The following is a 13,319-nucleotide window of genomic DNA, read 5'->3' on the forward strand; positions in this document are numbered from 1 at the left end:
CGGCCCCGGCCGTCAGCCGTCAGCGCCCTCGACCAGCCGGGCCGCCTCCTGCGCACACCCCCACGCCACCGTCACCCCGGCACCCCCGTGCCCGTAGTTGTGCACCAACACCCGCCCGGACGGGGTCACTTCACGCTCGATGCGCACCGCGGGACGCGCCGGACGCAGCCCCACCCGATGCCCGAGCACCCGCGCCCCCGCGATCTCCGGACGCACCGCCGCGCACCGCGCCACGATCGCGTCCGCCACCGCCGGGTCCGGTTCCAGGGACCACGCGTCCTCCTCCGCGGTACCGCCCAGCAGCAGCCCGCCCGGCTGCGGGAAGAAGTACGTCGTCGCGTCCGAAGCCGGATCGGCGGCCGTGAACCAGGTGCGGACCCCGGGGTTCTCCACGACCACCAACTGCCCGCGCACCGGCCGCACCGCCGGGTCCGGCACCACGTCCCGGGCGCCCAGACCCGTGCAGTTCACCACGACCGGCGCCGCGGCCGTCGCCTGCGTCAAGGATGTCACCGAGCGCCGCTCGACCGGCACCCCTGTCGCCGTCAACTCCCCGTGCAGCCACGCCAGATGCGCCGGCATGTCGATCGGCGGCAGCCGCGCCGCGAGACCCCGGTCGGTGTCGCGCAGCCCCGCCACCTCGCCCGCCCACGCACCGAGCCCGTCCAGCCGGGTGCCCGCGTGTACCCCCTCGACCATGCGTACGCCGGTCTCCGCCGCGCGCCCCGCCCACTCCTCGTACCGGCGCAGCGAGCGCACCGACCACGGACCCACCCGCTCGACGGGGTCGATCCGGTACGGCCACCACAGGGCGCCCGCGACGGCCGAGGTGGTGCGCTGCGCCGGGTCCCGCGACCACATGCGCACCCGGTGGCCGCGCCACGTCAGAACCAGGGCGGTGGCCAGCCCGATGACCCCGCCGCCGACCACGATCACTTCGCCGCTCGCCTCACTGTCCACGCCCGGACCGTAGCGGAATGTGTCATGCCGTGCTCACATCGGGTGCCAGGTGGGGATACTCACCTTATGTCTGCCGAGTACGCGACCTTCGGGCTGGCACCGGCGATGCGTGCCGGGGGAGTTCTCGCCAACGGTGACGTCCAAGTCCACCGGGACTTCGTGGACTTCATCGTCGACGGGCGTCCGCTGCTGTTCCAGCTCTCCGACCTCGACGCCGTCTCCCCGCTGGCCGCCGACATCCCGCCCGCCATCTTCACCGACCACGTCCGAAGCCTGCTCCTGGAGGCCGAGGCGCCCCTCGCCCACGGCCGCTACGTCATATACGGCTGTCCCGAGTGCGAGGGGCTGGAATGCGGCGCCGTCACCGCGGTGATCGAGCGCGCCGGCGACGGCAGCGACGACTACGTGTGGCGCGACTTCGCCTGGCAGACCGACGAGCACGCCGACCTGGAGCTCAACGGCTACCACGGCATCGGCCCGTTCCGCTTCGAGGGCACCGCGTACCGCGCCGCCCTGGGCCGCCTGCTCGGCGGAGCGGCCGGGACCGCCCCGCGCCGCCGCGTGCTGCTCATCGGCGCCCGCGTCGCGGTCCTCGCCAAGCTCGCCGCCGCCCTGCGCAGCATCGGCATCGGCGCCGAGATCACCCAGGACGCGTCCGGCGTATCGGCCGAGGAGCTGCGCACCTACGGGGCCGTCGCCTTCGGCCGCGCCGTCGACGAGGACCGGCGCGCCGCGGTGCGGCGCCAGTTCGAGCAGGCGGGCGCCGACCCGGCGTACGTCGAGGGACTCGCGCCGATCATCCCGCTGCTCGTCGCCCAGATCGAGGCCGCGCTCGACCGCAGCCCGCAGGAACAGCGCCGCCTCACCCGGCTCGTCGCCGCCGACGGGGAGGCGGGCATCGAGGTCACCTCCACCTGCCGGGTGCAGCTCGTCTCGTACCGTCTGGACCGTCTGTACCGCCCCCGCACCCACGACGTCTTCGACGAGGTGCTCGGCCCCGGACGGCACCGGATCCCGCTCGACGGCAGGGCCACCAAGGGAGAGTCCTTCCTCGTGGCCCGCACCACCGGGAGCGTGCTGGTGGCGCCGATGGCGCGCTGACCGCCCGGACCGGGCCGATCCCTGTGCCCCGATTAGGATCGGCCCCCTGATGACTGCCACCCTCGTAGCCAAGAACCTCGCCGCGGGACACGGGGACCGTGCCCTGTTCGCCGGGCTCGACCTCGTCGTCGCGCCCGGCGACGTGATCGGACTCGTCGGCGCCAACGGCGCCGGGAAGTCCACCCTCCTGCGGCTCCTCGCCGGACTCACCACCCCGGAGGAGGGCGAGCTGCGGCTCTCCCCGCCGACCGCGACCGTGGGCCACCTCCCGCAGGAGCCGGACCGCAGGCCCGGCGAGACCGTCCGCCAGTTCCTCGCCCGCCGCACCGGCGTCGACGAGGCCCAGCGCCTCATGGACGAGGCCACCCAGGCCCTCGTCGACGAGGCTCCGGGCGCCGACGACGCGTACGCGACGAGCCTGGAGCGGTGGCTGAACCTCGGCGGCGCCGACCTCGACGAGCGGGCCGACGAGGTGGCCGCGCAACTGGGCCTCCAGATCGGCCTCGACCAGACGATGACCTCGCTCTCCGGCGGCCAGGCGGCCCGCGCGGGGCTCGCCTCGCTCCTCCTGTCCCGCTACGACGTCTTCCTCCTGGACGAGCCGACCAACGACCTCGACCTGGACGGTCTGGAGCGCCTGGAGACGTTCGTCCGCGGGCTGCGCGCGGGCACCGTCGTCGTCAGCCACGACCGCGAGTTCCTCACCCGCACGGTGACCAAGGTCCTCGAACTCGACCTGGCCCAGCAGCAGATCAACCTCTACGGAGGAGGCTACGACGCCTACCTGGAGGAGCGCGAGGTCGCCCGGCGGCACGCCCGCGAGGAGTACGAGGAGTACGCGGACAAGCGCTCCGCGCTCGAAGGCCGCGCCCAGATGCAGCGGTCCTGGATGGACAAGGGCGTCAAGAACGCCCGGCGCAAGGCCACGGACAACGACAAGCTCGGCCGCAAGTTCCGCAGCGAGTCCAGCGAGAAGCAGGCCGCCAAGGCCCGCCAGACCCAGCGCATGATCGAACGGCTCGATGTCGTCGAGGAGCCCCGCAAGGAGTGGGAGCTGCGCATGGAGATCGCCTCCGCGCCCCGCTCGGGCGCGGTGGTCGCCTCGCTCAGGGACGCCGAACTCCGGCGCGGCGACTTCCGTTTCGGGCCGGTCACGCTCCAGATCGACTGGGCGGACCGGGTCGCGATCACCGGTGCGAACGGCTCCGGCAAGTCGACGCTGCTCGGCGCTCTGCTCGGCCGGATCCCGCTCGACTCGGGGCACGCGACGCTCGGCTCCGGCGTCGTGGTCGGTGAGGTCGACCAGGCCCGCGCCCTGTTCCACGGTCCGCAGACCCTGCTCGACGCGTTCTGCGAGGCCGTCCCCGACACCGAACCGGCCGAGGTCCGCACCCTGCTCGCCAAGTTCGGCCTGAAGGCGGACCACGTCCTGCGCGCTGCGGCGACCCTCTCGCCCGGCGAACGCACCCGCGCCGCGCTCGCCCTCCTTCAGGGCAGGGGCGTCAACCTCCTGGTCCTGGACGAGCCGACCAACCACCTCGACCTGCCGGCGATCGAACAGCTGGAGTCGGCCCTCGCGTCGTACGAGGGCACGCTGCTGCTGGTCACGCACGACCGGCGGATGCTCGACGCGGTGCGGACCGACCGGCGGCTGCTGGTGGCCGACGGCAAGATCACGGAGGGCTGAGCGGGAGCGCCGCCGAGGGGCGCGGGGAACTGCGCGACCGGCCATGAACCGGCCGCCGGTTCCCCACGCCCATCACCCCCTACGGCACCTAGGCCAGCCCTGCCTTGCGCAGCGCGTCGGCCATCGCGGAGTTGGCCGGCGCGGCCGCGGGCCGCCCCTTGCCGCCACCACCGGAGCCGCCGCGGCCACCACCGGAGCCACCGCCGGCCCCGCCACGGCCACCGCCCTGCCGGGACTTCTGCTGCGGCGGACGACGATCGCCGCCCCGCTCTCCCCGCCCTCCGCTCCCGCCCGAGGGCTTCTCGTCGTCGAGGCGCAGCGTCAGCGAGATCCGCTTGCGCGCCACGTCGACCTCGAGCACCTTGACCTTCACGATGTCCCCGGGCTTCACGACGTCGCGCGGGTCCTTCACGAACGTACGGGACAGGGCCGAGACGTGCGCGAGCCCGTCCTGGTGCACACCGATGTCGATGAACGCCCCGAAGGCCGCGACGTTCGTCACGACACCCTCCAGGATCATCCCCGGCTCCAGATCGGAGATCTTCTCCACGCCCTCCTTGAAGGTGGCCGTCTTGAAGGCGGGCCGCGGGTCGCGCCCCGGCTTCTCCAGTTCCTTCAGGATGTCCGTCACGGTCGGCAGACCGAACGTCGTGTCCACATAGTCACCGGGCTTCAGCGAGCGCAGCGTGCCCGTGTCGCCGATCAGCGAACCGACCTCGCCACCGGTCGACTTCGCCATCCGCCGCACCACCGGATAGGCCTCCGGGTGCACCGACGACGCGTCCAGCGGGTCGTCGCCGCCCCGGATGCGCAGGAAGCCCGCGCACTGCTCGTACGCCTTCGGGCCGAGCCGGGCGACGTCCTTGAGGCCCTTGCGATTGCTGAACGGGCCGTTGGCGTCGCGGTGCGCCACGATGTTCTCCGCGAGCCCGGCGCCGATGCCGGAGACCCGGGCGAGCAGCGGGGCCGACGCGGTGTTCACGTCCACGCCCACGCCGTTCACACAGTCCTCGACCACGGCGTCCAGGGAGCGCGAGAGCTTCACCTCGCTCAGGTCGTGCTGGTACTGGCCGACACCGATCGACTTCGGGTCGATCTTGACCAGTTCGGCGAGCGGGTCCTGCAGCCGACGGGCGATGGAGACGGCGCCGCGCAGCGACACGTCCATGTCCGGCAGTTCCTGCGAGGCGAACGCCGACGCCGAGTACACCGAGGCGCCCGCCTCGGAGACCATCACCTTGGTGAGCTTCAACTCCGGGTGCTTGGTGATCAGTTCACCCGCGAGCTTGTCGGTCTCGCGCGACGCCGTGCCGTTCCCGATCGCGATCAGGTCGACCGCGTGCTCCTTGGAGAGCTTCGCCAGCTTGGCGATCGCCTCGTCCCAGCGGTTGGCCGGCACGTGCGGGTGGATGACATCGGTCGCCACGACCTTGCCCGTCCCGTCGACCACCGCGACCTTCACGCCCGTACGGAAGCCGGGGTCGAGGCCCAGCGTCGCGCGCGTGCCCGCGGGCGCCGCGAGCAGCAGGTCCCGCAGGTTCGCCGCGAAGACCTTGACCGCCTCGTCCTCGGCGGCCGTACGGAGCCGCAGCCGCAGGTCGATGCCGAGGTGCACCAGCATGCGCGTGCGCCAGGCCCAACGGACCGTGTCCTGCAGCCACTTGTCACCCGGACGCCCCTGATTGCGGATGCCGAACCGGTCGGCGACGATCGGCTCGTACGAGCTGGGGCCGTCCTCGACCGGCTCCTCGGGCTCCAGGACGAGCTCCAGCACGTCCTCCTTCTCGCCGCGCAGCATCGCCAGGATGCGGTGCGAGGGCAGCTCCTTGAAGGGCTCCGCGAAGTCGAAGTAGTCGGCGAACTTGGCGCCCGCCTCCTCCTTGCCGGACTTCACCTTCGCGGCGAGGCGCCCGCGCACCCACATGCGCTCACGCAGCTCACCGATCAGGTCGGCGTCCTCCGAGAAGCGCTCGGTGAGGATCGCGCGGGCCCCGTCCAGCGCGGCCTGCGGATCGGCGACGCCCTTGTCGGCGTCCACGAACGCGGACGCGGCGGCGAGCGGGTCCACCGACGGGTCGCCGAGCAGGCCCTCCGCCAGCGGTTCGAGGCCCGCCTCGCGCGCGATCTGCGCCTTCGTGCGCCGCTTCGGCTTGAACGGCAGGTAGATGTCCTCCAGGCGCGCCTTGGTGTCGGCGGCGCGGATCTGCGCCGCCAACTCCTCGGTCAGCTTGCCCTGCTCGCGCACCGAGTCCAGGACGGCGGTGCGCCGCTCCTCCAGCTCGCGCAGGTACCGCAGCCGCTCCTCCAGGGTGCGCAGCTGGGCGTCGTCCAGGGACTCCGTCGCCTCCTTGCGGTAGCGGGCGATGAAGGGCACCGTCGAGCCGCCGTCCAGCAGCTCGACGGCGGCCTTCACCTGCCGCTCCCGTACGCCGAGTTCCTCGGCAATCCTGCCTTCGATGGACCCAACAGTGGGTGTCGCCACGATCCCGTACCGCCTATGTCGACTGAGGTTGCGCGGCAATTGTGGCAGGTGGCGCCGACAACGGAGGATCAGGGCGCCGACCTGCTCACACGTGGTGCGTGCGGTGGCCCGAACGGGAGGCGCCGCCGAAGAGGCGGCCGAGCGCGCGGAACGGCAGCGTCACCACGGTGGCGACGGCCCCGCCGGTCTGACGCAGGACATCGGCGATGGCACGGAACATGGGAGGCGCTCCTCTCGTCGTCCGGCCGGGGTGGCCGGATCCGTCAGGAGCGCCGGGTACCGCGCAGCGCCGTGCTCATGCCTCAGGCGGCCTTGCCGATGAGATCCGCGGGGAACGCCCCGTTGCCGAACGCCGTCCCGATGAACCCCGTGGCCAGCTCGGTCAGCCGGGCCACGCCCGCGTCCCCGAGGTGGTCGTAGGGCGCCCGGTCGAGCACGTCGGTGCGCTCCTCGATCGCGGCGCGCAGGCCCGCGCCCTCCTCGGTCAGCGTCAACTCCTCGTCCGCGGTGAGCAGTCCCCGCGCGCGCAGCCGCTCGGCGGCCCGGTCGAACTCGTCCCTGGACCAGCCGCGCGTGGCGAGCAGCCACTTCGGGGCCATGCCCTTGCCGGTCGCGACATGGCTGACCAGCGCCTCCACCGGGTCGAGTTCGGCGGCGAGCAGCGCGGCGAGGTGCCCGTCGCCGCGGTGCTCGCGCAGCAGCGTCGCCGCGTGCCAGTACGCCAGGTGCGGCGCCTCGGGGACGGGCTGGTCGGCGTGGGCCGCGTACAGGGGGCGGGCGTGTCGCGTGCACGCCTGTGTGGCGCGCAGCGCCAGCTCTGCGGCCTCGGCCATCTCGGGGGAGGCGAGCACGTCCTCGCCCAGGAGGCGGCGCAGCGTCGCGTCGACGGCGCGCAGGCGGGCCGCGAGGACCGTCTCGGGGGAGGCGGTCCGCCACACCGCGGGCACGTGCCGGGCCACGAGGTCGTGCTTGAAGTTGTAGAAGGTGGCGGTCACCGTACCGGCGCCGACCGCTCCCAGGGCCGCGGACCGGGCGGCGAAGTAGGCGGCGCTGCGGTCCGTCACACCCACCGCGGCCAGTTCCTTGCCCAGGTCGGGCGAGAAGTAGTGGGTCGAGTGGAACGGGTTGAGGACGTTGTGACAGTGGCGGGCGGCGCGCGGGCGCGGGTCAGCGGTCATGCCGACACGTTACCGACCGGTTGGTACGCGCAGGGAGGCAGGGGAGGCGGCCATGGCAGGAAAGGTGGGCTGCTCGTCATTGCGGCCATGCGCGATGCCCCCGAACAATGAGGGACATGTCGCCCCGCACCGTCCTGGTCCTCCTCTTCGACGGCGTCCAGAGCCTCGATGTCACCGGCCCCGTCGAGGTCTTCGCCGGCGCCGCGCTCGCCGCGGGCTCCGCCGCCGGCGCGTACCGGGTCCGCACGGCCTCGCCCGACGGCGCACCGGTCCGTACGTCGAGCGGCCTGACCCTGGTCCCGGACCACGCCCTCGCGGACGCCCCGGCCCCGCACACCGTGCTGGTCCCGGGCGGCCAGGGCACGCGCCGCCCCGACCCGCGCCTGATCGACTGGCTGCGGACGCACGCCCCGCACGCCCCGCGGATCGTCTCGGTCTGCACGGGCGCGATCCTCCTCGCGCGGGCGGGCCTCCTCGACGGCCGCCGGGCCACCACCCACTGGGCGTACTGCGAGCGGCTCGCCCGTGACCACCCGGCGATCGACGTCGACCCGGACCCCATCTACGTACGCGACGGGAACGTGGCGACGTCCGCCGGCGTCACCGCGGGCATCGACCTGGCCCTCGCGCTCGTGGAGGAGGACCACGGCAGGGACACCGCCCTGACGATCGCCCGCCACCTCGTCGTCTTCCTGCGACGCCCGGGGAACCAGGCCCAGTTCAGTGCCCAGCTCGCGGCCCAGACGGCCCGCCGCGAGCCGCTGCGCGAGCTCCAGCAGTGGGTCACCGAGCACCCCGACGACGATCTGACGGTGGAGTCGATGGCGGCCCGCGCCCGCCTGTCCCCGCGCCACTTCGCCCGCGCCTTCCAGGCGGAGACGGGCCTCACCCCCGGCAGATACGTGGAACGCGTCCGTGTCGAGCACGCGCGCCGTCTGCTGGAGGACACCACCGACGGCGTCGAGGAGATCTCCCGGGCCAGTGGCTACGGCACCCCCGAGGCGATGCGCCGCGCCTTCCTCAAGACCCTGGGCACGCCCCCGGCGGAGTACCGCCGCCGCTTCCGCGCCCCGGCCCCCGCACACTGACCCACCGAAGGGAAACACCGTGCAGATCGCCGTTGTCCTGTTCGACCGCTTCACCGCGCTCGACGCCGTCGGCCCCTACGAGACCCTCGGCCGCCTGCCCGACGCGGAACTCGTCTTCGTCGCCGAGGAGCGGGGCCCCGTCCGGAGCGACACCGGCGCCCTCGCCCTCGTCGCCGACAAGGCCTTCGCCGAGGTCCCGCACCCGGACATCGTCGTCGTCCCGGGCGGGCCGGGCCAGACCCCGCAGATGGAGAACGAGACCCTCCTCGCCTGGCTGCGCGCGGCCGACGCGACCAGCACCTGGACGACCTCGGTGTGCACGGGCTCCCTGCTGCTGGCCGCCGCGGGCCTGCTGGAGGGGCGCCGGGCCACCTCGCACTGGCTCGCCCTCGACGTCCTGAAGCAGTTCGGCGCGCGGCCGACCGGCGAGCGCGTCGTCATCGACGGCAAGTACGTCACCGCGGCCGGGGTCTCGTCCGGCATCGACATGGGTCTGACCCTGCTGGGCCGGATCGCGGGCGACGAGCACGCCCAGGCCGTCCAGCTGCTGACCGAGTACGACCCGCAGCCGCCCTACGACGCGGGCTCGCCGCAGAAGGCCCCCGCGCACCTCGTCGAGGAGTTCCGAGGCAAGAGCCGCTTCATCCTGACGTAGCCGGCACGGTCCAGCCGAAGAGCGGCGCCCTGCGCTCCAGGAACGCGGCGACACCCTCCCCGGTGTCGCCGCTGCCGCGCGCCTGCCCGGCCCAGTACCCGTCCCGGTCGGTGCGCCCCGCCACGAACTCCTTCGCCGCCGCCTGCGTCAGCAGCGAGCGGCCGGCCAGGACGCGGGTGAACGCGGCCACCCGCTCGTCCAGTGCGGGCCCGTCCAGGACCTCGTCCACGAGCCCGGACCGCAGGGCCCGCTCCGTCCCGATCAACTCGCCGGAGAACAGCAGGTACTTGGCGGTCGCCGGCCCCACCAGCGCCGTCAGACGCCGCGTCGACGACGCCGGGTAGACGATCCCGAGCTTCGCCGGAGTCACCCCGAACAGGGCGCTTTCGGCGGCGAACCGCAGATCGCAGGCGGCCGCCAGCTGACAGCCGCCGCCCACGCAGAAGCCGCGCACCACGGCCAGCGTCGGTTTCGGGAAGGCCGCGAGCGCCTCCTCCGCCGCGACGGCGAGCCGCTGCGCGGCGCCCGCGTCCTCGCCGAGCGTGGAGATGTCCGCCCCCGCGCAGAAGGTGTCACCGGCGCCGGTCAGCACCAGGACCCGCACGGCCGGGTCCGCCGCGAGCTCCGCGAGGAGCGGGGGCAGGGCGGCCCACATGGTGTCGGTCATGGCGTTGCGCCTGGCCGGATGGTCGATGACGACGGTGGCGACCCCGCCGGTGACGGTGTGCGTGAGCTGCTGCGAGGACAAGGGAGCCATGCGCCGGATGCTATCCGCCGGTGTCGAACGTACGATCAAGAAGGGGTGCCGACAGGAGGCGCCGATGGCCGGACAGGACGATGAGAGCCCGCTGACGGGCAAGGTCACGACCGCGGAGGAACGCGGCCCCGCCCACCAACGCAAGAAACTCCGGCGCGGCTTCGGCTGGCTCGCCGTGCTCGGCGGCCTCCTGGTCGTCGCGGGCGTGATCGGCCTCTTCTACACGGCCTTCGCGACGTTGACCTCGATGCTGCTGTTCGGCTGGCTGCTGCTGATCGGCGGCCTCGTCGGGCTGCTGCACGCCATCCAGTCGCGGGGCAGCAACTTCTTCTGGCTCGGCGTCGTGGTCGCCGCCCTGAACCTGGCGGCGGGCATCGTCGTCATCCGCCGTCCGGAGGGCACCGCCCAGGCCCTCACCATGTTCGCCGCGCTCCTGTTCCTGACCGGAGGGGTCTTCCGGCTGGTCGGCGCCCTGGTCGTGCGCGGCCCGCAGTTCGGCTGGACCCTGGTGCAGGGCGCCTTCGGCATCCTGCTCGGCGTCCTGGTCCTCGGCAACTGGCCGGAGAGCAGCCGCTATGTCCTCGGCTGCTTCTTCTCCCTCGCGCTGCTCTTCGACGGCCTGGGCCTGCTGGCCACCGGACTGGGCGGCCGCCGGATCGTCAACCTCGTACAACAAGCTGAAGAGCCGCCGAAAACGGAACAACTGGGCCAGGATCAGTCGCCTGGCTGACCAGGTCATACGTCCACGATCAAAATCCGCCGATAGTCGCTGACTTATGGTCAGTCAACCGGTCCGGACCAGCGCGTTGCCAACACTCGAAGGGTGGTGACAATCGAGCGCAAGGGCGGCGACCGGACGATGCGTGACGACGGGTTGGAAGCGCGCCCGCGTCCTCAGGACAGTGGGGGAGCTCCCCCCGAGGCCGCCACGGGCGTGCCACTGCCGTACGAGGGGATCTGGCGGTTCACGGCGCAGGCGGTCGACGCCTCCGTGCCGCAGGCCCGGCGGGCGGTGCGCGAACTGCTCGCGCGGCAAGGGGTGCCCGCCCCCGACGACCTGGTCCACGGGCTGCTCGTGATCGTCTCCGAGCTCGTCACCAACGCGGTGAAGCACGCCGCCCTCCTCTCGCCGATGCTGGCCGTGGAGGTCGCCGTCGGCGCGGAGTGGGTGCGGGTCTCGGTGGAGGACGAGCACCCCTACCGCCCGACGGCGCTGGAGGCCACCAGCGGCCAGACCGGCGGCCGCGGCCTGCTGCTCGTGCGGGAGATCACCGCGGAGGCGGGCGGCGTCTGCGACGTCGAGCACACCGCCAGCGGGGGCAAGGTGATCTGGGCCGCCCTGCCCCTCAAACCGGCGAACGTCTGACGGCTACCAGCCCGCGGCCGGACCCGTCAGTTCCCGGACGGCGGGCCGCGCCGCGTCGAGCACGGTCATGAACCACGCCGAGAACGGGTCCTTGGCGTGCCGCTCGGCCAGCTCCGCGGCCGTCACGAACGCCGTCTCCCCGACCTCCTCGGGGTCCGGGTCCAGCGGAGCCTGCACCATCCCGACGAACAGGTGGTTGAACTCCTGCTCCACCAGACCCGACTCCGGGTCCGGGTGGTTGTAGCGCACGGTGCCTGCCTCCGCCATCAGCGACGGCGAGACGCCCAGCTCCTCGAAGGTGCGCCGGGCGGCCGCGGCGAACGGGGCCTCGCCCGGGTACGGATGCCCGCAGCAGGTGTTCGACCACACACCGGGGGAGTGGTACTTGCCGAGTGCCCGCTGCTGGAGCAGGAGCCGTCCCCGCTCGTCGAAGAGGAACACGGAGAACGCTCTGTGCAGCTGGCCCGGCGGCTGGTGGGCCGCGAGCTTCTCCGCGGTGCCGATCGTCCTGCCGCCCTCGTCGACGAGTTCCAGCAAGATCGCTTCTCCGGTGCCGTTCGACGAGCTGTTCGCCGCGGTGGCAGGTGTGGTCGGCATACCCATCCTTCGCTTCGGTCCTCGGGCCCCAAGTCTGCCGTACGAAACGGACAGCCATCCGCACTGGTGGTGCTCCGCATGTCCCGCCCGGCCGCGAAGCCGGGCGGGACCACGGCGGGCGCGGGTCAGACGCCGAACGCGGCAGGGTAGGCGATCGTGCCCCGCGGGACCTGCCGGGAACCGCCACCGGCCCCCAGGTCGAGGGCCATCATCGCCTCGTCGGGCACCTCGAAGGCGGGCCTGATGCCGTACGCGGAGGCGGGCGTGAACCCGAACCTCGGGTAGTAGGCGGGGTCCCCGAGAACGAGCACGATTCCCTCCCCGTGCGCCCGGGCCGCCTCCAGCACCGCGCGTACGACGGCCGAACCGGCGCCCACGCGCTGGTACTCCGGAAGTACGGCCACCGGTGCGAGCGCCGCCGCGGGCGCGCCGTCCACCGTGCAGCGGGTGATCAGCGCGTACGCGGCGACCGTGCCGTCCGGTGCCTCGGCGACGTACGACAGGCCCTCCAGCCAGGCGCCCCGGTCGGCCCGCAGGGCGTCCACGAGGTCGGCCTCGGCCGCGGTCGGGAAGGCGGCGGCGCTGACGGCGTGCACGGCCTCCCGGTCGCCGTCCGTCTCCGGCCGTGTCGGCCAGGCGGCCGCGGGCCGCAGCGCATAGCCCGTGTATCCGTACTCGCTGCCGTGCTCGCGCCGCATCGCCAGCTCCGCCCGCGTGCCGGCGAGCGCCTCGGCCATACCGGGCCGCTGTGGATCGGCGGCGTCGGCCCGCTCGGCGAGCGGCTCGTAGTACTCGTCCCAGTCGGACTCGGGCTGCCGGTGCACACCGAGCACGGAGTACCCGGCGGTCGTGCAGGCCCGCAGGTTCCCCTCGGTCGTCCGCAGCTTGTAGTGCTCCTCCCAGAAGGCGCGGGCCGCGGGGGAGGGGGTGTCCGTCGTCCACTCGCACTCGGTGAGGACGAGCGCGCCGCCCGGCGCGAGCAGCCGCCGCCACCGCGCGAGCGCGGTGGCGAAGCCGATGCTGTAGGCCGAGCTCTCGGCCCAGATCAGGTCGAACGAGCCGTCCGCGTAAGGGAGTTCGCCCATGTCAGCCGAGACGGCGTGCACCCGGTCGGCCAGCCCGCGCGTGTGCGCCGCGGCCCGCAGCTCGTCGAGGAAGGGCTCGTGCAGGTCCACGGCCGTCACCTCGCCGCCGGTCTCCGCGGCGAGCAGCAGCGCGGAGCGGCCCGGACCGCAGCCCAGGTCGAGGACGCGGGGCCGGGCGGGCAGTTCGCCCACGAGGGAGAGGAGACGCCGTGTGGTGGCGTCGGAGCCGGGGCCCTGCCGGGGCAGCCCGTGGTGCAGGGCGAAGAAGGAATCGCGTACGACGTTGCTGTTGTCGGTCAACGTAGAACCCTTGAGTGAAGGGGCCTCGCTCAGGCGACGGCCCGGGAGATGGGGATGCACCTG

Annotated in this window: 13 protein-coding genes; 6 read left to right on the forward strand and 7 right to left on the reverse strand. The window is 73.2% G+C overall.

Features of this window, described 5'->3' with window-relative positions; translation table 11 throughout:
* Positions 1–12: 12 nt before the first annotated feature.
* The gene (locus ACVHNB_RS13620; RefSeq protein WP_456228186.1) at positions 13–960 is read right to left on the reverse strand and encodes an FAD-dependent oxidoreductase; all 948 of its coding nucleotides are present in this window, start codon (positions 958–960) and stop codon (positions 13–15) included.
* A 66-nt stretch (positions 961–1,026) separates the two neighbouring features.
* On the opposite strand from ACVHNB_RS13620, the gene ACVHNB_RS13625 reads away from it, so the two are divergent.
* Both ACVHNB_RS13625 and abc-f read left to right on the forward strand, forming a co-directional pair.
* Positions 1,027–2,061, forward strand: coding sequence for an oxidoreductase (locus ACVHNB_RS13625; RefSeq protein WP_428951022.1), 1,035 nt, complete (start codon positions 1,027–1,029; stop codon positions 2,059–2,061).
* Positions 2,062–2,110: 49 nt separating this feature from the next.
* Positions 2,111–3,748: a ribosomal protection-like ABC-F family protein gene (abc-f, locus tag ACVHNB_RS13630; protein WP_428951021.1), complete on the forward strand. Its 1,638-nt coding sequence runs from the start codon at positions 2,111–2,113 to the stop codon at positions 3,746–3,748.
* Between the two features lie 88 nt (positions 3,749–3,836).
* Here abc-f and ACVHNB_RS13635 read toward each other — a convergent pair whose 3' ends face one another.
* From ACVHNB_RS13635 to ACVHNB_RS13645, 3 genes are all read right to left on the reverse strand, one after another.
* Positions 3,837–6,230, reverse strand: a complete 2,394-nt coding sequence (locus ACVHNB_RS13635) for a Tex family protein (protein WP_456228187.1) — start codon at positions 6,228–6,230, stop codon at positions 3,837–3,839.
* Positions 6,231–6,315: 85 nt separating this feature from the next.
* On the reverse strand, positions 6,316–6,450 hold the full coding sequence (locus tag ACVHNB_RS13640) for an LPFR motif small protein (protein ID WP_428951019.1): 135 nt from the start codon (positions 6,448–6,450) through the stop codon (positions 6,316–6,318).
* 82 nt (positions 6,451–6,532) lie between these two features.
* Positions 6,533–7,408, reverse strand: a complete 876-nt coding sequence (locus ACVHNB_RS13645) for an SCO6745 family protein (RefSeq protein ID WP_456228188.1) — start codon at positions 7,406–7,408, stop codon at positions 6,533–6,535.
* 116 nt (positions 7,409–7,524) lie between these two features.
* On the opposite strand from ACVHNB_RS13645, the gene ACVHNB_RS13650 reads away from it, so the two are divergent.
* Positions 7,525–8,496 (forward strand): GlxA family transcriptional regulator, encoded by a 972-nt coding sequence (locus ACVHNB_RS13650; protein WP_456228189.1) that lies wholly within the window; start codon positions 7,525–7,527, stop codon positions 8,494–8,496.
* 19 nt (positions 8,497–8,515) lie between these two features.
* Positions 8,516–9,151: a DJ-1/PfpI family protein gene (locus ACVHNB_RS13655; RefSeq protein WP_428951016.1), complete on the forward strand. Its 636-nt coding sequence runs from the start codon at positions 8,516–8,518 to the stop codon at positions 9,149–9,151.
* Here ACVHNB_RS13655 and ACVHNB_RS13660 read toward each other — a convergent pair.
* Positions 9,138–9,908 (reverse strand): enoyl-CoA hydratase/isomerase family protein, encoded by a 771-nt coding sequence (locus tag ACVHNB_RS13660; RefSeq protein WP_456228190.1) that lies wholly within the window; start codon positions 9,906–9,908, stop codon positions 9,138–9,140. The genes ACVHNB_RS13655 and ACVHNB_RS13660 overlap by 14 nt on opposite strands.
* 64 nt (positions 9,909–9,972) lie before the next feature.
* Between ACVHNB_RS13660 and ACVHNB_RS13665 the strand changes: the two genes are divergently transcribed.
* A complete protein-coding gene (locus ACVHNB_RS13665; RefSeq protein ID WP_428951014.1) occupies positions 9,973–10,638 on the forward strand; it encodes an HdeD family acid-resistance protein in 666 nt (221 codons plus the stop codon).
* 93 nt (positions 10,639–10,731) lie between these two features.
* A complete protein-coding gene (locus ACVHNB_RS13670) occupies positions 10,732–11,274 on the forward strand; it encodes an ATP-binding protein (protein ID WP_428951013.1) in 543 nt (180 codons plus the stop codon).
* A gap of 3 nt (positions 11,275–11,277) precedes the next feature.
* On the opposite strand, the gene idi is transcribed toward ACVHNB_RS13670, so the two are convergent.
* Positions 11,278–11,871 carry an isopentenyl-diphosphate Delta-isomerase gene (idi, locus tag ACVHNB_RS13675; protein ID WP_456228191.1) on the reverse strand — a complete coding sequence of 198 codons (594 nt, stop codon included), beginning with the start codon at positions 11,869–11,871 and terminating at the stop codon, positions 11,278–11,280.
* Positions 11,872–11,996: 125 nt separating this feature from the next.
* Entirely contained in the window at positions 11,997–13,256 is a 1,260-nt protein-coding gene (locus ACVHNB_RS13680; RefSeq protein ID WP_456228192.1) for a GNAT family N-acetyltransferase, read from the reverse strand.
* Positions 13,257–13,319 lie beyond the last annotated feature (63 nt).

It is taken from the genome of Streptomyces sp. YJ-C3 (assembly GCF_053891275.1).

Bases quoted from the DNA above. Each gene is read 5' to 3' on its own strand.
- abc-f (WP_428951021.1), top strand. From the start codon at position 2,111: ATGACTGCCACCCTCGTAGCCAAGAACCTCGCCGCGGGACACGGGGAC.
- ACVHNB_RS13650 (WP_456228189.1), top strand. From the start codon at position 7,525: ATGTCGCCCCGCACCGTCCTGGTCCTCCTCTTCGACGGCGTCCAGAGC.
- ACVHNB_RS13640 (WP_428951019.1), bottom strand. From the start codon at position 6,450: ATGTTCCGTGCCATCGCCGATGTCCTGCGTCAGACCGGCGGGGCCGTC.
- ACVHNB_RS13625 (WP_428951022.1), top strand. From the start codon at position 1,027: ATGTCTGCCGAGTACGCGACCTTCGGGCTGGCACCGGCGATGCGTGCC.
- ACVHNB_RS13660 (WP_456228190.1), bottom strand. From the start codon at position 9,908: ATGGCTCCCTTGTCCTCGCAGCAGCTCACGCACACCGTCACCGGCGGG.
- ACVHNB_RS13665 (WP_428951014.1), top strand. From the start codon at position 9,973: ATGGCCGGACAGGACGATGAGAGCCCGCTGACGGGCAAGGTCACGACC.
- ACVHNB_RS13645 (WP_456228188.1), bottom strand. From the start codon at position 7,408: ATGACCGCTGACCCGCGCCCGCGCGCCGCCCGCCACTGTCACAACGTC.
- idi (WP_456228191.1), bottom strand. From the start codon at position 11,871: ATGCCGACCACACCTGCCACCGCGGCGAACAGCTCGTCGAACGGCACC.